At 72.5% G+C, this 16114-nt stretch carries 14 protein-coding genes; 6 read left to right on the forward strand and 8 right to left on the reverse strand.

Annotated elements, in window-relative coordinates:
• Positions 1–22: 22 nt before the first annotated feature.
• From ACQP2H_RS02590 to ACQP2H_RS02605, 4 genes are all read right to left on the reverse strand, one after another.
• Positions 23–3472, reverse strand: coding sequence for an AMP-binding protein (locus tag ACQP2H_RS02590; protein WP_433230825.1), 3450 nt, complete (start codon positions 3470–3472; stop codon positions 23–25).
• Entirely contained in the window at positions 3469–5256 is a 1788-nt protein-coding gene (locus tag ACQP2H_RS02595) for a hypothetical protein (RefSeq protein ID WP_433230828.1), read from the reverse strand. Before ACQP2H_RS02595 ends, ACQP2H_RS02590 begins: the two co-directional genes overlap by 4 nt.
• Positions 5257–5581: 325 nt before the next feature.
• Entirely contained in the window at positions 5582–6406 is an 825-nt protein-coding gene (locus ACQP2H_RS02600) for an SCO6745 family protein (protein ID WP_357533350.1), read from the reverse strand.
• A 141-nt stretch (positions 6407–6547) separates the two neighbouring features.
• Positions 6548–7195: an FKBP-type peptidyl-prolyl cis-trans isomerase gene (locus ACQP2H_RS02605; protein ID WP_208565600.1), complete on the reverse strand. Its 648-nt coding sequence runs from the start codon at positions 7193–7195 to the stop codon at positions 6548–6550.
• A gap of 189 nt (positions 7196–7384) precedes the next feature.
• Here ACQP2H_RS02605 and ACQP2H_RS02610 point away from each other — a divergent pair, with 189 nt between their 5' ends.
• A complete protein-coding gene (locus tag ACQP2H_RS02610) occupies positions 7385–7777 on the forward strand; it encodes a PPOX class F420-dependent oxidoreductase (protein WP_208565601.1) in 393 nt (130 codons plus the stop codon).
• Positions 7778–7862: 85 nt separating this feature from the next.
• Here the strand turns inward: ACQP2H_RS02610 and ACQP2H_RS02615 are convergent, their stop codons facing one another.
• Positions 7863–8951: a Ku protein gene (locus ACQP2H_RS02615; RefSeq protein WP_219466082.1), complete on the reverse strand. Its 1089-nt coding sequence runs from the start codon at positions 8949–8951 to the stop codon at positions 7863–7865.
• Positions 8952–9036: 85 nt separating this feature from the next.
• Here ACQP2H_RS02615 and ligD (ACQP2H_RS02620) point away from each other — a divergent pair, with 85 nt between their 5' ends.
• Positions 9037–9975, forward strand: a complete 939-nt coding sequence (gene ligD, locus ACQP2H_RS02620; protein WP_219466085.1) for a non-homologous end-joining DNA ligase — start codon at positions 9037–9039, stop codon at positions 9973–9975.
• The gene (ligD, locus tag ACQP2H_RS02625; RefSeq protein ID WP_433230832.1) at positions 9968–10879 is read left to right on the forward strand and encodes a non-homologous end-joining DNA ligase; all 912 of its coding nucleotides are present in this window, start codon (positions 9968–9970) and stop codon (positions 10877–10879) included. Before ligD (ACQP2H_RS02620) ends, ligD (ACQP2H_RS02625) begins: the two co-directional genes overlap by 8 nt.
• Positions 10880–10919: 40 nt before the next feature.
• Here the strand turns inward: ligD (ACQP2H_RS02625) and ACQP2H_RS02630 are convergent, their stop codons facing one another.
• On the reverse strand, positions 10920–11201 hold the full coding sequence (locus ACQP2H_RS02630) for an SCO0607 family lipoprotein (protein WP_357533137.1): 282 nt from the start codon (positions 11199–11201) through the stop codon (positions 10920–10922).
• A 156-nt stretch (positions 11202–11357) separates the two neighbouring features.
• On the opposite strand from ACQP2H_RS02630, the gene ACQP2H_RS02635 reads away from it, so the two are divergent.
• The gene (locus tag ACQP2H_RS02635; RefSeq protein ID WP_219466093.1) at positions 11358–12113 is read left to right on the forward strand and encodes a TIGR03089 family protein; all 756 of its coding nucleotides are present in this window, start codon (positions 11358–11360) and stop codon (positions 12111–12113) included.
• 186 nt (positions 12114–12299) lie between these two features.
• Entirely contained in the window at positions 12300–12476 is a 177-nt protein-coding gene (locus ACQP2H_RS02640; RefSeq protein WP_219466096.1) for a hypothetical protein, read from the forward strand.
• A gap of 118 nt (positions 12477–12594) precedes the next feature.
• On the opposite strand, the gene ACQP2H_RS02645 is transcribed toward ACQP2H_RS02640, so the two are convergent.
• Together ACQP2H_RS02645 and ACQP2H_RS02650 are read right to left on the reverse strand one after the other, a co-directional pair.
• On the reverse strand, positions 12595–12891 hold the full coding sequence (locus ACQP2H_RS02645) for a hypothetical protein (protein ID WP_363820653.1): 297 nt from the start codon (positions 12889–12891) through the stop codon (positions 12595–12597).
• Positions 12892–13198: 307 nt separating this feature from the next.
• A complete protein-coding gene (locus ACQP2H_RS02650) occupies positions 13199–14878 on the reverse strand; it encodes a DNA repair helicase XPB (protein WP_219466101.1) in 1680 nt (559 codons plus the stop codon).
• A 172-nt stretch (positions 14879–15050) separates the two neighbouring features.
• Between ACQP2H_RS02650 and ACQP2H_RS02655 the strand changes: the two genes are divergently transcribed.
• Entirely contained in the window at positions 15051–15938 is an 888-nt protein-coding gene (locus ACQP2H_RS02655; RefSeq protein ID WP_219466103.1) for a L,D-transpeptidase family protein, read from the forward strand.
• Positions 15939–16114 lie beyond the last annotated feature (176 nt).

Here is a 16114-nt window from a genome sequence, read left to right on the forward strand (position 1 = left end):
CCTTGCGGTGGGGTGGGGCGGTTCAACCGAGGTCCAGCAGCGCGGCGACGTCCCGGACCGGCACCGGTCGCAGCACCGCCTCGCACAGCAACGTCTCGATGCCCCGCAGCGCCCGCAGGCAGGTGGCTGCGGGCACGCGCCGGGTGTCGGCGAGCAGGTGCAGCGCGCAGCCCCCGGCGAGGTGGGGCATGGCGAGGAAGAAGGTCATGTCGTGCCGGGCGACGGCGGTGAGCTGCCGCACCGTGGTGTGCGCGGCCAGTTCCTCAAGCGTCGCAAGGTCGGGCGTACCCGTCGGCGGGTCGAAGTCCCGGCCCATCCGGGAGTCGTTGAAGTACACCGACAGGTCGGCCTGGGCGCCCTCGGCCGCGATCAGGTCGTCCAACGCCTCCGGCGGGTAGGTGGCGTGGAAGTAGGACTCGGTCGAGTCGCGGTAGCAGCGCCGTACCGCGTCCTCGACGTCGCCGTCGCCGACGTCGAAGACCAGCAACGCGTTCTGGGCGATGCCGGTGGCGAGTTGCCGCTGACGGGGGGTGTTCCGGTTGCCCGCGATGAGCTTCACCACGGCCCGGTCCCGGCCGGTCAGCGCCGCCTGGACCAGCAGCGCGGCGGTCAGCACCACCGTGGACGACGACGCGCCGGTCCGCTCGGCCAGGGTGGCGGCGGCAGCGGCCACGGCGGTCGACTCCATCCGCCAGGTGACGACCGGCAGCGTACCCCCGTCGTGTTCCGGCCCGTCGAAGATCCGGTGCGGCACCGCAGGCAACCGGGCCCGCCAGTACGCCAGTGACTGGCGGGCCCGGCGCTGCCCGGCGGGCGAAGCCTCGTAGCCGGCCTGGTCCAACGGCTGCCAGCCCGGTGCGGGCAGGGCGCGTTCCCCGTCGACCAGGGTGCGCAGCTCGGCCAGCAGCAACTCCAGCGACCAGGCGTCCAGCGACACGTGCGACGCGGCCACGGCGACGGCCTCGACCAGCCCGTCGACCCGCAGCAGCGCCCACCGCACCGGCCACTCCCGGTCCAGTTGGAACGCGGTGCCGGCCAGCTCGGCGGCGGCGTCGTCGGCGGCCTGCGGCAGCGCGTCGGCGGTGGTGTCCCGCACCAGCGGCGGGTACGTCCCGTCGGCACGCAGGTGCTGGCGGGGGCCGTCGCCGTCGTCGGTCATCAGGGTCCGCAGCACCTGGTGCCGCAGCACCAGCTCCGACCAGGCCGCAGTCACCCGCTCGGCCGGGGCCGGGGCGGTCAACCGCAGCACCCGCCTGATGTTGAAGTCCTTGCTGGCCTCCCCGAACCACTGCATGGGCCGGTACATCGCCACCTGACCCCAGGTCAGCGGTGCGGAGGCGGTGGGCGCTCCGGCGAACCGCGCCTGGATCGCCGTGTCCGGGGCGACCGGCTGCCCGACCCCGGTCGGCGTCGACCGGTCCGCCGGCTCCACGGCCACGACCGTCGGGGTCCCGACCGTCGGGGTGCCGGGGCCGTCCAACGCGGCGGCCAGGGCGCGCACCGTACGGCGGTCGAACAGGTCGGCGATACCCACCGGCAGGCCCAGTTCCTCGTCGAGCCGGGTGACCACCTCGACGACCTGCATGGAGTCGCCGCCCAGCTCGAAGAAGTCGTCGTCGACCCCCAGCCGGTCCACCCGCAGCACCCCGGCGATCACCGCCGCCACCGCCGTCTGCAACTCCCCGGACGGCGCGACGTACGTGGTGCTCAGTGCGGGTCGTACCGTCGCGGTGGTGGGCAGCAGACGGGTGTCGACCTTGCCGTTCGGGGTGAGCGGGTACTGCGTGACGTAGCGGAACCGGCTCGGGACGGACGCCTCCGGCAGCAACCCGGCGGCGTGGGCGCGCAACTGCGCCTCGGTGGGTCGCGGCTCCGCCTCGGACCGCAGGTAGGCGACCAGGTGCAGGTCGTGGCCGTCGGGTTCGGCGATCACCACCGCCTCGGCGACACCGGGGCACCGGCGCAGCGCGTCCTCGACCGCCGGCGGCTCGACCCGCTGGCCACGGATCTTCACCTGCCGGTCGGCGCGGCCGAGCACGTCCAACACCCCGTCGGGACCCAACCGGCCGAGGTCACCGGTGCGCAGCAGCCGGGCACCGCCGCCCGCCGGATGGGGGATCCACCGTTGGGCGGTCAGCACCGGCTGACCGTGGTAGCCACGGCCGATGACGGCCCCGCCGAGGCAGATCTCGCCGGTCCCACCCGGTGGCACGGGCCGACCCTGCTCGTCGAGGATGTGCACCTCGGCATTGGGGATGGGCGCACCGACCGGCAGCCGTCGGCCGACCGTACGGTCCGTGCCGATCCAGTACCAGGTGGCGCCGACGGTCTCGCTCATGCCGTAGTGGTTGCCGAAGCCCGACTTCGGGCTGTTGCTGATCCACCTGTCGAACTCGGGGGTCAGGTACAGCGGCTCACTGCCGATCATGACCTGACGGGCGACGTCGTCCACGCCACCGAGGGCGGTCATCGCCCGTACGTGCGACGGGGTGAGTTTCAGGAACCCGCACGGTGCGACGCCCGTCAACGCGATCAGGTCGTCGAAGGCGACCGGCTCCGGGGCGACCTCCAGCTCCCAGCCCGCGACGAGGGCGGTGAACAGGGTCATCACCGACCCGACGAAGTACAGCGGGGCGTGCAGCACCGCCCGCTCCTGCGGCTGGAACGCGAACTCCTCGGCGCACCAGCGCACATAGTTGACCAGCTGGCGGTGGGTGCCGAGGACACCCTTGGGTGCGCCGCTGGTGCCTGAGGTGTACATGATGAACGCCAGGTTCTCCACCCGGCAGCCACCGTCACCGTCGCCGCCGCCGGGCGCGTCGGGCAACGCCGACACGTCGAGCACGGCCGCCGGGTAGCCGGCGGGCACCAGGCCCCGGTGCCCCGGCCCGGTCAGCAGCACCGGGTCACCCGCGTCCGCCAGGATCCGGGTCCGCCGGTCCGCCGGGTCGTGGACGGACAGCGGCAGGTACGCCGACCCGGCGGCCAGCACCCCGAGGATCGCCACCACCGCGTCCACCGAGCGGGGCAGCAGCACCGCGACCGGCGTCTCCGGACCCGCACCGTGGGCCCGCAGCACCCGGGCGGTGTGCCGGACCCGGGCCAGCAGGTCACCCGCGGTGACCTCGACACCTGCGAAGCGCACCGCGATCCGCCCCGGGTCGGCCGCGAGCGCCTCGTCGACGAGCACGTGCAACGGGACCTGGTCGATCGGACGGCGCGGCCCGGTGGCGACCGACCGCGCGGTGTCCACCGTGGCCGGACCCCGCCGCCCGTCGGGGGAGGAGAACCCGTCGGCGGTACGCAGCGACGCGGGCCGCAGGTCGGTCCAGTGCTCGGCGACGTACGCCAGGCACGCCTCGGTCGACGCGGTGAAGACCGTCGTCCAACCGTCGGGCACGGGCCGGTCCGTCGGCCACAGGGAATGCTGGTCCTCGTCGTTGACGACGACGTGGTGCGGGTGGACGCTCACGCGCGCCCGCCGACCGTCTGGGTGCTCGCGACCAGCCGCTCCACCGGCTCGTGCCAGGTGTGCTTCGCGTACCAGTCGGCGTCGAACGAGGCGATCGTCGGGGTCCAACCGTCGTGGGCCTCGGCGTAGCCGGCGATCTCCCGCCAGAACACGTCGACCAGCGCGGAGTACCGGGAGGCGATCCGCAGGTCGTCCAGGGTGAACGGTGGCCCGTCCATGCGTACCAGCCGGATGTCGAACGCGCCCCGGTACTGTCGACCGGCGACGGTGAGCGGCTGCTTCCACATCGCCGCGCCGGGGGCGCGCAGGGTGTAACGGACGCGGGCGGTGCTGTGACCACCGTGGCGCAGGTCGCCCCACTCGCCGATGTCGGGCACCAGCGGCGGGAAGAAGTAGTGCCGTTGCCGGGGCACCTCGACCCGGTCGAAGTTGCCGGGCACGAAGTGCCAACGGTTGTACATCATCCGCTGGGCGACCTGCCACAGGATGTCGGTGACGGCGTCGCCGGGCAGGTCGGCGGCCATCTGCGGGCTGGGCAGCACGCAGCAGAAGAAGTCCGGCTTCTTCAGGCCCGCCACCTCCTCGCCGTACTGCCCGGCCGGCCCGCTCAGCCGGGACAGGTCCCGGATGCCGCTGGACATGCCGTAGTCGGCGTGGGCGTCGACGACCGCGCCCAGCACGATGCCCTCCAGGATCCGGGTCAGCTCGTGCCGGTCACCACCGCGGTGGGCGGTACGCAGCGCGGCGGCGGTGGCGTCCCGTACCCAGGTGGGGGCGTCCCCGTCGTCGACCTGCTCGGTCAGGAGGCCGCTGAGGGTACGAAGCGTCTGGGGCAGCTCGTCCTGATGGCGCTGGTCCTGCGCCCATGGCAGCAGGTACTCGTCCTTGGCGTAGGTCAGCCCGTTGACCCGCCGGTAGCGCATGTGGTCGCCGCCGTCGACGAGTTCCACCAGGTCACCGGCGAGGACGGCCAGCTCGGTCAGGGTCGCCGTGCTCACCTGCCCGGTGACCGGCTCGCCGAGCGCCCGCAGGTACGTCGCACAGCGGGTGGTGAGCACCCGCCGCAGGCTGACCGCGCTGAGCTGGCGGCCGTTGAACTCCTCGAACCGCACCGCCCGGCCGGTGCGGAACAGCAACTGGATCGCCGACACGAACAGCCGCTCCTCCGGGCTCCAGCCGGTCGGGGCGCGGTCCCGCAGCGCGGGCAGCACGCCGTCGCGGATCAGGGTGCTGGAACCGGAGTCGGAGCGGGAGAACACCCGACGCTGCACGTAGATCAGCACCGTCTCGACGCGTTCGACCCAGTCGATGACCTCCTCGAGCCGTTGCGGCAGGCTGCCGTCGGCGTGCCAGGCGTGCAGCAGCTGGTCCAGCTCGTGGCGCTGGTGCTCCTCCTCGGCCTCGGCCGCCAGGCACTCCTCGTCGAGCATCTCGGTCATCCAGTCGGGCAGCGCGATCTCGGCCACGACCTCCTCGGTCGGCAGGTCACCCCGGGCCGGTTCGTGCACGGTCAGCTTGCCGAGCGTCGAGTGGGACAGCACGAACCGGGCGGGCGACACGTCGTCGCCGGGCGGGGTCAGGCGCAGCTGCTGCCGGCCGAGCAGGTGCCGGACGAATGCCTGCTCACGCAGGGTCAGCCCGTCGAAGGCGGACCGGAAGGGAACCTTGCCCGCCATGGTGAGCAGGCGGAGAACCGCCGTCTGGGCGCTTCCACCGAACAGTTCGGCGGGGTCTCGCACGTCGCGCAGTTCCTGGGTCCACTGGTCGGTCTTCGTACGTCGCACGTTCCTACCTTTCGCGACCGGGCAGGCTGCGGCGCACAGGGGCCGGCCCGCACGACGGTCGTCGTTGCGGTGGTCGATGGGGCTGGCGGCGACCGGCAGCCGACCTGGAGAGTGGGGGCCCGTGGCGGTGCCACGGGGACTAGGGGACGGCTCTCCACCTCGACGTGGGAGCGCTCCCGACGTCGCGGTCATCCTGAGGTTAATAGGTGTGTCAATATCGCGCCGGGCGGAGCGGGAGGGGTCGCGACCAGCCCGGACCGGCGTGGTCGACCGCGACCGCCCCGGCAGCCGGGCCGGCGCGGTCAGGGGTGCAGAGCGGGGGCGGTCAGGGGTGCAGAGCGGGCAGCCCGATGGGGCTGTCCGTAGGGATGACCGTGTGACAGGCGCGGGCGACGGGGACGAGCAACTCCCGCAGCCGCCCGGTGCCGTCCGGCCCGAGGACCCGCCAGGGCCGGCCGGCGGCGACGTCCGTGGCGTCCTCCACGGCCTGGAAGCCGGCCCGCCCCTCCTCGGTGGTCTCGCCGTCGCCGGTCAGCCAACCCCGGTCGACCAGCCGGCCCCGGGCCTGCACCCACTGCTCCGGCGTCCAACCCCGGCCGAGCAGGTGCTCCGCCGGCATGCCCCCGGCCACCCGGAAGGCCAACGTCTCGACCGGGTCGAGACCGGCGGCGACCAGGGCGGCCACGTGCCCGTCGCCCCGGTGCTCCCGCAGCGTGGTGGCGGCCTGCCAGAGCCGGGCCAGCGGATAGTCGCCCCGGGGCAGGGCGGCGTTGGCCGCACCGAGCACCCGGCCGGCGGTGTCCGCCCCGACAGCCGCCGCCTCCAGCAGCTCCGCCGCCTCGGCCAGGTGCGCCTCGGGCAGCTCGTAGGTGAGTTCGGCCAGCGCCTGCACGGCACCGGTGAGTCGGGCGCGCAACGCCTCCTCGGGGGAGGCCAGCTGCCACACCGCCGGCAGCGCACGGCTCACCATGGGCGGGGCGAAGGTGAAGAAAGCGGCGATCACCGGGGCGGCGTCGACCGGGCCCAGCGGGGCGGCCCGGCCGGCGAAGTAGCCCCGCCAGTAGCCGCGCAGCCCGATCGCCTCGTGGGCGGCGCGGGCCCGGGGATGGAAGTAGGTGATCGCGTGCAGGGGTTCGACGTGCGTCCACATCACCCGGGCGGTCCGCCCGGGAACGTCAAGCGCCGGCACGCGCACCTCCGGGTCGGTGGGGGTCACCGTGGCACGGGCCGGCCGCCCACGGTGACCCCGAACCTACTGCCGGTAGGTGTCGGGCCGGAAGACCCCTGTGGTCTACTGCACCGCCAGCACGTCGACGATGAACCGCAGCGGGCCGGAGGGCGCACCCGGACGCTGCGGCTTGTCGCCGTACGCCAGGTCGGCGGGAATGTCGAGCTGCACCCGGCTGCCCACGGTCTGGCCCTGCATGCCCTGGTCCCAGCCCGGGATGACGTTGCCCTGGCCGAGGCCGAAGGTGAACGGCTCGGACCGCTTCCAGGAGGCGTCGAACTCCTCACCGGTCTTGTACGACACACCCACGTAGTTCACGGTGATCTGCTGGCCGGCCTGCGCGGCCGGGCCGGTGCCCCGGATCAACGGGGTCGCCTTCAGCCCGGTCAGCTCACCCTCGCCCTTGGTGGCCTGCGGCTTCGTGCAGAGCGCCTGGTCGGCACCCTCGGGCAGCTTGGGGAAGTCACCCGCGCAGCCGACGGGAGCGGCAGCCGGCTTCGGGTCCTCCTTCTCGCCGTTGCGCACCACCACGAACACCCCGACGATCACCGCGATGACGGCGACGCCGGCCACGGCACCCAACCACGCCTGCCGGCGCTTGCGCGCCTCGGCGGCCTTCTGCGCCGCCAACTGGGCGGCGAGCCGCCGCTGTGCCTTCGTCTCCGAGCCCTGGCCCTGGCCCGCCGAACGGTTCTCCGTACGCTCGCTCACGTCCTCGACTCCCTGCTGATGTGGGTGGCCGGCCCGGCGACCCGGTGCCGTGGCCAGCGCACACGGTACCCGGGTCGATGCCGTGGGTGGGCCGTCGCCTGCCCGCCGTGTCCCCGAACGGGCCGGGGCCTCCGGTTTCCTCCCTCTCTTGGCGGGTGCCGGACGCCGGGCGGCGGTAGGTTCTCGACCATGGCGATCCTCACCGACGACGACCGGGCTCTGCTCTCCGAGCCGCAACTCGCCCACGTGGCGACCATCGAGGCGGACGGCACGCCGCACGTCACCCCGGTCTGGGTGGACGTCGATGGCGAGCACATCCTGTTCAACACCGCCCTGGGGCGGCAGAAATACCACAACATCGCCCGGAACCCCGTGGTCGCGATCTCGGTGGTCGACCGGGCCGACGACTTCCGCACCCTCTGGGTGAGGGGCACCGCCGAGTTCGTCACCGAGGGCGCCGACGCGCACATCGACCGGCTGGCCAAGAAGTACCTCGGGCAGGACACCTACCCGTTCCGGCGGCCGGGCGAGGAGCGGGTGATCGTCCGGATCACCCCCACCCAGAAGCTCGGCATGGGCTGACCGCCGGGGGTGGGCCCCGGCGGACGGTCCGCCGTCGCGCCGGGGCAACGCCGGACCTGCCCCGACGGCGTCGGAACCCGCCCGGTCAGGCGCTCCTGCGCGGGGCGGTCTTCTTCTCGGCGGCCTGCTTCGCGGGGGCCCTGGTGGCCTTCTTCTCGGCGGTCTTCTTCGCGGGGGCCTTGGCGGTCTTCTTCTCGGCGGTTCTCTTCGCCGGTTCCGCTTTCTGCGCCGGGGCCTTCCGGGCCGGGGTCTTCTTCGCCGGTTCCGCCTTCGCCGCCTGGGCCTTCGCCGCCTTCGCCGTCGGGGTCTTCGCCGGCTGGGCCTTCGACGCCCGCTTGGCCGACCGGGCCGACGAGATCGGCGTCGGCTCGCCCGCCCCGCCGGACGGCGTCTCGCCCCGGGCCACCCGGGCCCGCTCGACGGACGCCTTCAACGCCGCCATCAGGTCCACCGCGGCGGCCGGCGCGGCCTCCTCCTCCGCCGGCTGGACCACCTCACGGCCCTCCACCTTGGCGTCGATGACCTCCTGCAACGCCGCCCGGTAGTCGTCGGTGAAGGCGTCCGGCTGGAACTCCCCGGCCATCGAGTCGATCAGCGAGGCGGCCATCGCCAGCTCCGGCGGGCGGACCTTCAGGTCCTCGTCGAGGAAACCGAAGTCGGGGGTACGCACCTCGTCGGGCCAGAGCATCGTGTTGAGCAGCAGCACCCCGTCGCGGACCCGCAGGGTGGCCAACTGTTCCCGCTGGCGCAGCGCCACCTTGACGATCGCCACCCGCTCCGAGTCGGCCAGCGCGTCCCGCAACAGCACGTACGGCTTGGTGGCGGTCCCCTCGGGCTCCAGGAAGTACGCCTTGTTGTAGAGGATCGGGTCGACCTGCTCGGCGGGGACGAACTCCAGCACGTCGATCGCCCGGGAACTGGTCAACGGCAGGTCGGCGAAGTCGGCGTCGGTCAGGATCACCAGCTCGCCGCCGCCCAGGTCGTACCCCTTGGCGATGTCGTCGTAGCTGACCTCCTCGCCGCAGACCGAGCAGGTGCGCTTGTAGCGGATCCGGCCGCCGTCGTCGCGGTGCACCTGGTGGAACCGGATGTCCTTCTCCTCGGTGGCCGAGTAGAGCTTCACCCCGATCGAGACCAGCCCGAACGACACCGCTCCTTTCCAGATCGCCCGCATCCCCTGCTCCTCTCCCCGATCTGACCAGGATCGCAAACGATCGAAGCCGCCGCACGCGCTTCCGTGCGCAACTACAGTCGGACAGGTGCCCGGCCCGCCGTTGAAGCCGATGCTCGCGACGACCGGGCCGCTCCCGGTGGGTGCCGGCTGGGCGTACGAGTTCAAGTGGGACGGGGTACGCGCGCTCGCCGACCTGGTCGGTGGCCACCCGCACCTGTACGCCCGCTCCGGTGTGGAGATCACCGCCGCGTACCCGGAGCTGGTGACCCTGGCCGAGCAGGTCGACGACGCGCTGCTCGACGGTGAGGTGGTCCTCTTCGACCCGGCCGGGCAGCCCTCGTTCACCGCCCTCGCCGAGCGGATGCACGTGCGGGACCGGGCGAAGGCGGCCCGGCTGGCGGCCACCATCCCGGTCACCTACATGATCTTCGACGTGTTGCGGTTGCGGGGCGAGGACCTCACCGGGTGGCCTTACCACGAACGGCGGGCGGCGCTCGACGGCCTGGGGCTGGGGGCGGCCCGGTGGGCGGTGCCACCCTGCTTCACCGACGGTGCCGCCACCTACCAGGCGGCCGGGGAACACGGCCTGGAGGGGGTGCTGGCCAAGCGGGCCGACTCGGTCTACCGGCCCGGGGTGCGCTCGCCGGACTGGGTGAAGGTCAAACTGGAGGTGACCGGCGACTTCGTGGTCGGCGGCTGGCGGCCCGGCGCGCGGAAGATCGGCGGGCTGCTGGTCGGGGTGCCCGGCCCGGACGGGCGGCTCACCTACCGGGGGCGGGTCGGCGGTGGGATCGGCGCGGCCCTGGAACGGGAACTGCTACGCGAACTCGAACCGCTGCGCACCGACGGGTCGCCGTTCGGCGGGGACGTGCCGCGCGAGGATGCCCGGGGGGCGATCTGGGTAACCCCCCTCATCGTGGTGGAGGTCAAGTACGGCCAGCGCACCCCGGACGGGCGGCTGCGGTTCCCCCGGGTGCTGCGGCTGCGCCCCGACAAGCCGCCCGGGGAGGTGGAGGATGCCTGAGCGGGTGAAGGTCGAGGTCGACGGCCGGGCGTTGGACCTGTCCAACCTGGACAAGGTGCTCTTTCCGGAGGTCGGCTTCACCAAGGGCGAGGTGATCGACTACTACACCCGGATCGCCCCGGTGCTGCTGCCGCACCTGGCCGACCGGGCGTTGACCCGGATCAGGTTTCCCAACGGCGTCACCGGTGGCTCGTTCTTCGAGAAGAACGCCCCCGCCGCCACCCCCACCTGGGTACGCACCGAGACGCTGCCCGTGCCCGGATCGAGCAAGGGTCGGGAGACCATCGACTACGTGGTCGCCGACGACCTGCCCACCCTGGTCTGGCTGGCCAATCTCGCCGCCCTCGAACTGCACACCCCGCAGTGGCGGATCGGCACCCACCCGGACCTGATGGTGGTCGACCTCGACCCCGGCCCGCCGGCCACCCTGCGGCAGTGCTGCCGGGTGGCCGTCCTGCTGCGCGACCGGCTCGCCCTCGACGGGGTGACGGCCTACCCGAAGACCTCCGGCAAGAAGGGCATGCAGCTCTGCTGCCCGATCAGCGCCACCCAGGACGCCGAGGTCGTCTCCGACTACGCGAAACGGATCGCCCAGGAGTTGGAGCAGGCACACCCGAAACTGGTCGTGTCGCGGATGGCGAAGAACCTGCGGCCCGGGAAGGTCTTCATCGACTGGAGCCAGAACAACGCGGCGAAGACGACAGTCGCGCCGTACTCGCTGCGGGCGCAGTCGATGCCGGCGGTGTCCACGCCGCTGACCTGGGACGAGGTCGAGGCGGGGGCGGCCGGGAAACGGCCTTCGGCTAAGCCGTACACCGCAGGGGAGGTGCTGCGGCGGGTGGAGAAGTCCGGCGACCTGCTCGCCGCGCTGCTCGACGGCGGCCCCGAACTGCCGGTGGCATGAGCCGCGTCGTGCCACGCGCCACCATGCCCGGTCGAACCGGTCACCGCTCGATGACGGTGCCGTTCGCGTCGATGCCGTGGTCCCGCCAGTAGACGTCCCACTCGTCGTCGACATGCTGCGGGACCTTGCCCTGCGGGTAACGCACGTACGGTGCGGTCGGCTCCTGACCGTCGGGGAAGCAGGCGCTGCCGCCCTGCCCACCCACCGCGATCGCCGGGTACTCGCCACCGCTGCAGATGCTCTCCCGGTAGCCGCAGCCGCTGGTCAACATCAGCCCGCTCAGGCCGACCCCGGCAAGGGCGACCATGATCCTCGTTCGCATGGGTCGAGTCTTGTCGCGGCGGGTGCCGATGTCATGCGCACGCGTACTCAACTCTCCCCGTTGCGGTGCGGTGCGGTGGGTGGGTGGTGGCTGGACCGGCGCTCGGTGGCTCGTGGGCTCGGTAGGGTGGGGCGTTCCGTCCGGACAGGAGGCCCGATGGTTGCCCACCTCGCCGTCACCACGTCGACCGATGTGCCCGAACAGGTCGATCTGCCGCTGCTGACCTACTGCGACGACGCGACCGGGGAGCGGACGGAGTTGACCGCGAACCAGCTCGGTGACTGGGCGGCGCGCACCGCCGGACTGCTGCGCGACGGGTGCGGGCTGGGGCCGGGCAGTCGGGTCGCGGTGCTGCTGCCGCCGCACTGGCGTACCGCTGCGGTGTTGCTCGGGGCCTGGTCGGTGGGGATGGCGGTGTCGTTCCGGCCGCGCGCCACCGCCGGGTTGCCGGTCCTCGAACCGGGCGGCGACCGACCGTACGACGCGGTGTTCGTCACCCCGGAACGCCTCGACGACTGGCTGGAGGACGTGCCCGACGGGGTGCACCGCTACCTCGTCGGCACCGGCCCCGGATTGTTGGCCGACGTGCCGGTGGGCTGGCTCGACTGGTCCGCCGAGGTGCTCCGGCACCCCGCCGCCCCACCCGACTACGCCGCCGTCCACCCGGCTGCCCCGGCCACCCCCGACGGCACGAGCTACGCCGTCTGGGGACGCCTGGCGAAGGAGGTCGCCGCCCAACTCGACCTGCGCCCCGGCGACCGCCTGCTGGTCGACGCCGCCGAGCACGAACAACCGGTGAAATGGCTGCTCGCCCCGCTGGCCGCCGGCGCCTCCGTGGTCATCTGCGCCAACCCCGACCCCACCAGGTCGGCTGCCCGAATCTCCACCGAACACATCACCCGCACCCTCTAGTAACCCCCGCACGCCCCCGCCCCGCGCTGCGCCTCCGCGCGCCCCTGCTGCCCCGTCGCCCGGCCGCCCCCGTTCGCCCCGGTGATCAAGAGGTTTGCGTCAACTTTGATCTTCAGATTGACGCAAACCTCTTGATCACCGGGGCTGGGTCGGCCGCGGTCGATGGGTGCAGGAGTCCACCCGGCGGTGACCGGTCGCCGCGTGGTCGGTGTGCTGGTCTATGACGCGACCTGTCTGCTGGCCTCCTCGCGGGAAGGCGATGCGTTTGTTCGGCAGCCGGACCCGGAGGTGGGGTTCGCCGCCTTCGGCGCGGCCATCCTGGCCCGGATCGAGGAGATCGGCATCCCGCCCCGGCGGAACTGAGCCTTCCGGGCACGCCGTGATGAACTCAAGGGAGCCGATGTAGCGCTGCCGAGCAATCCCGGCGATGCTACATCGGCTCCCCTTAGTGGATCATGGTGGCGTATACCGGCGGGTGGGGTCAGCAGGTGGTGTTGCCGGCCGGGACCCAGCCGTCCAGGGACGGGTCCTCGGCGCCGTGGCCGTAGATCCAGGTGTCGTTGTCCTCGGAGGAGCCCTGGCCGTGCCAGCGGAACCCACGTCCGGCGGTCAGGGTGCGCAGCACCTGGCCGTGCGGTGCGGTGCGCAGCCAGGTGTTCTGGGTGAGGTTGCAGACGTAGCCGGGCGCGTCGCTGGCCGAGGCCGGTGCGGCGGCCACGACGGTGCCCGGGACGGCGACGACCGCGATCGTCAGGACGTGCAGAATTCGGCGCTTCACTCGGATCCCCTTCGACGTGCCGGTGTCCACAGTCGACTGTGGACACCGTACCCGCCGGGGGAGACGACCGCCTGTCGGGCGGGACGACCCCGGCTGAGCGAGCCGAGGAAATGCCGGCTGAATCGCTGACGTCATCAGCTCCAAAGGACGCACGAGGGACAACCCACCCCCGCCGCACGCAGGGCGAGAGGATCGACGCAACGGGGCCCGGGCGCGCGAGGGGACCAGCGCACCCCGGCCCGGCCGCAGCCGCCCTGCGCGTGGGGCACGCCTGCCGCGACCGGCTGCCGGCACCCCACCGCGCAGGTCAGTCGACCGTGGGCAGGGGCGGGCCGAGGACGTCGTCGGCGTCGACGATGGTGTACGCGTACCCCTGCTCGGCGAGGAAGCGCTGGCGGTGGGCGGCGTACTCGGTGTCGATGGTGTCCCGGGAGACCACCGTGTAGAAGTGCGCCTGCCGGCCGTCGGCCTTCGGCCGGAGCACCCGACCCAACCGCTGTGCCTCCTCCTGCCGGGAGCCGAACGTGCCGGACACCTGGATCGCCACCGCCGCCTCCGGCAGGTCGATGGAGAAGTTGCCCACCTTCGAGATGACCAGGGTCCGCAGCTCGCCGGAGCGGAACGCGTCGAACAGCCGCTCCCGCTCCTTGTTGGTGGTGGAACCCTGGATGATCGGCGCGTCCAGGTACTCCCCGAGCTGGTGCAACTGGTCGATGTAGGCCCCGATCACCAACACCTGGTCGTCGGGGTGCCGCTGCACGAGGGCGCGGACCACCGGCAGCTTCGTGCGGGCGGTCGCCGCCATCCGGTAACGCTCCTCGGCCTCCGCCGTCGCGTACGACATCCGCTCCGCGTCGGTCAGGGTGACCCGGACCTCGGTGCACTCGGCCGGGGCGATCCAGCCCTGCGACTCGATGTCCTTCCACGGCGCGTCGTACCGCTTGGGGCCGATCAGGCTGAACACGTCACCCTCCCGGCCGTCCTCGCGGACCAGGGTGGCCGTCAGGCCCAGCCGGCGGCGGGCCTGGAGGTCCGCGGTGAACCGGAAGATCGGCGCGGGCAGCAGGTGCACCTCGTCATAGACGACCAGACCCCAGTCGCGGGCGCCGAACAGGTCCAGGTGGGTGAACGCGCCGCCGCGCCGCGAGGTGAGCACCTGGTACGTGGCGATGGTGACCGGACGGATCTCCTTGCGCTCGCCGGAGTACTCCCCGATCTCCTCCTCGGTGAGCGACGTGCGGGCGATCAGCTCCCGCTTCCACTGCCGGCCCGCGACCGTGTTGGTGACCAGGATCAGCGTGGTCGCCTTCGCCTCGGCCATCGCCGCCGCGCCGACCATGGTCTTGCCCGCGCCGCAGGGCAGCACCACCACCCCGGAACCACCGGCCCAGAACGCCTCCACCGCCTCCCGCTGGTACGACCGCAGCGTCCACGGCTTGCCGCCGTCCTTGCCGGCCTCGGCCAGCTCGATCTGGTGCGCCTCACCGTCGACGTACCCGGCCAGGTCCTCCGCCGGCCAGCCCAGCTTGAGCAGCGCCTGCTTGAGTCGACCCCGCTCGGACGGGTGCACCCGGATCGTGTCGTCGTCGATCTTGTCACCGAGCATCCCGGCGAGCTTCTTGCTCTTGGCGACCTCGATCAGCACCATCCGGTCCAACCCGCGCAGCACCAGGCCGTACGCCGGGTCGTTGGCGAGCTGGAGGCGGCCGTACCGGTCCATCGTGTCGGCCACGTCCACCAGCAGGGCGTGCGGCACCGGATAGCGGGAGTATTTCAGCAGCGCGTCGACCACCGCCTCGGCGTCGTGGCCGGCGGCGCGGGCGTTCCACAGGCCCAGCGGGGTGAGCCGGTAGGTGTGCACGTGCTCCGGGGAACGTTCCAGCTCGGCGAAGGGCGCGATCGCCATCCGGCAGGACTGCGCGTCCGGGTGGTCGATCTCCAGCAGCAGCGTCTTGTCGGACTGCACGATCAGTGGTCCACCGCTCACGCCAGGTCCCTCTCCTCGGCCGGATTCCCCGATCTGCGGCGGATCCCGCCGCAGGTCGACCATCCAGTGTTGCACGGGGGTGGGAGACTGCCAGAAAATCTTCGCAATGGGTGCAACGTTTCCCGGGGGACACACGTCTACCAGTGGGACGACCGATCCGGGGAGGCACACGATGCAGGTCCGCCACAGAGCCCGGGTCGTCGCCCTGGCCATGGTCATGCTGGTCGGCGCGGGTGGGTGTGCGTCCGTGCCGCAGGCCGACCCGGGTGGCACTGGAGGAGGGCTCGCCCCGGTCGGCAGTGCGGAACAGGTAACGGGGGCGGGCGCCGGCTCCCTGCCCGACCAGCTGACCGGGTCCGACACGAAGCCCCGGCACCGGGAGAAGCCGCAGCCGAAGGTCCGCGCCACCAAGACCCCGAAGGCGTCGACCGGGCGTCGCCCGCGTGTCCCGCAGAAGTCCAACCAGACCCGCTGCCAGCTGGGCGAGCACCAGCGTGAGGTGGAGACGTACCTGGCCCGGCTGGGCGGGTTCGGCACGGTCACCGTGGACGGTCGGCAGACCGACGCCGACTGCGCCGCGATCAAGAAGTTCCAGCAGCGGTACGACATCCGCCCCGCCGAGGGTCGTGCCGGCCCGTTGACGCTCGACGTGGCGAAGCGACTCGCCACCACCGACGTCAAGCGCTGCTCCGCCGGCTCCGGCACCACCTTCTGCGTGGACCTCACCCGGCAGACCACCTGGGTGATGCGCGACGGCAAGGTGGTCGCCAAGCCCACCGTCACCCGCACCGGAATGGCCGGGTACGCCACCCCCGCCGGCACCTACAAGGTGAACCTGCGCAACCTCAAGGAGTGGTCCAACCCGTACGAGGTGTGGCTGCCCTACTGGCAGCGCTTCAACGGCGGGATCGGCTTCCACGAGACCACCACCTACCTGCACAACGCGGGCATCGGTTCGCACGGCTGCGTCAACCTGCTGCACACCGACGCGGTGCGCTGGTGGGAGCTGGGCAAGGTGGGCTCCCGGGTGGTCCTGGTCGGCCGCCGCCCCGGCACCTGACCCGCACCTCCTGCGCCCCTGCCCGGCAACGCCGCCGCGCCGGCCCTGACCCGTCTCGCCGCAGCCCGTCTCGCCTCCGGCACCTCGGTAGTTGTCCATAGGGGCCGGATCGGGGGTATTTCCCCCTGTCCGTCCTGGCAACCGGGTGCCACCCTGGAAGTCAGGGGCCGGACGGG

The sequence above is a fragment of the Micromonospora sp. CA-248260 genome (assembly GCF_050942205.1).
Lineage (GTDB): Bacteria > Actinomycetota > Actinomycetes > Mycobacteriales > Micromonosporaceae > Micromonospora > Micromonospora antibiotica.

Bases quoted from the DNA above. Each gene is read 5' to 3' on its own strand.
- ligD (WP_433230832.1), top strand. From the start codon at position 9,968: ATGCCTGAGCGGGTGAAGGTCGAGGTCGACGGCCGGGCGTTGGACCTG.
- ACQP2H_RS02630 (WP_357533137.1), bottom strand. From the start codon at position 11,201: ATGCGAACGAGGATCATGGTCGCCCTTGCCGGGGTCGGCCTGAGCGGG.
- ACQP2H_RS02600 (WP_357533350.1), bottom strand. From the start codon at position 6,406: ATGTGGACGCACGTCGAACCCCTGCACGCGATCACCTACTTCCATCCC.
- ACQP2H_RS02610 (WP_208565601.1), top strand. From the start codon at position 7,385: ATGGCGATCCTCACCGACGACGACCGGGCTCTGCTCTCCGAGCCGCAA.
- ACQP2H_RS02635 (WP_219466093.1), top strand. From the start codon at position 11,358: ATGGTTGCCCACCTCGCCGTCACCACGTCGACCGATGTGCCCGAACAG.
- ACQP2H_RS02615 (WP_219466082.1), bottom strand. From the start codon at position 8,951: ATGCGGGCGATCTGGAAAGGAGCGGTGTCGTTCGGGCTGGTCTCGATC.
- ACQP2H_RS02655 (WP_219466103.1), top strand. From the start codon at position 15,051: ATGCAGGTCCGCCACAGAGCCCGGGTCGTCGCCCTGGCCATGGTCATG.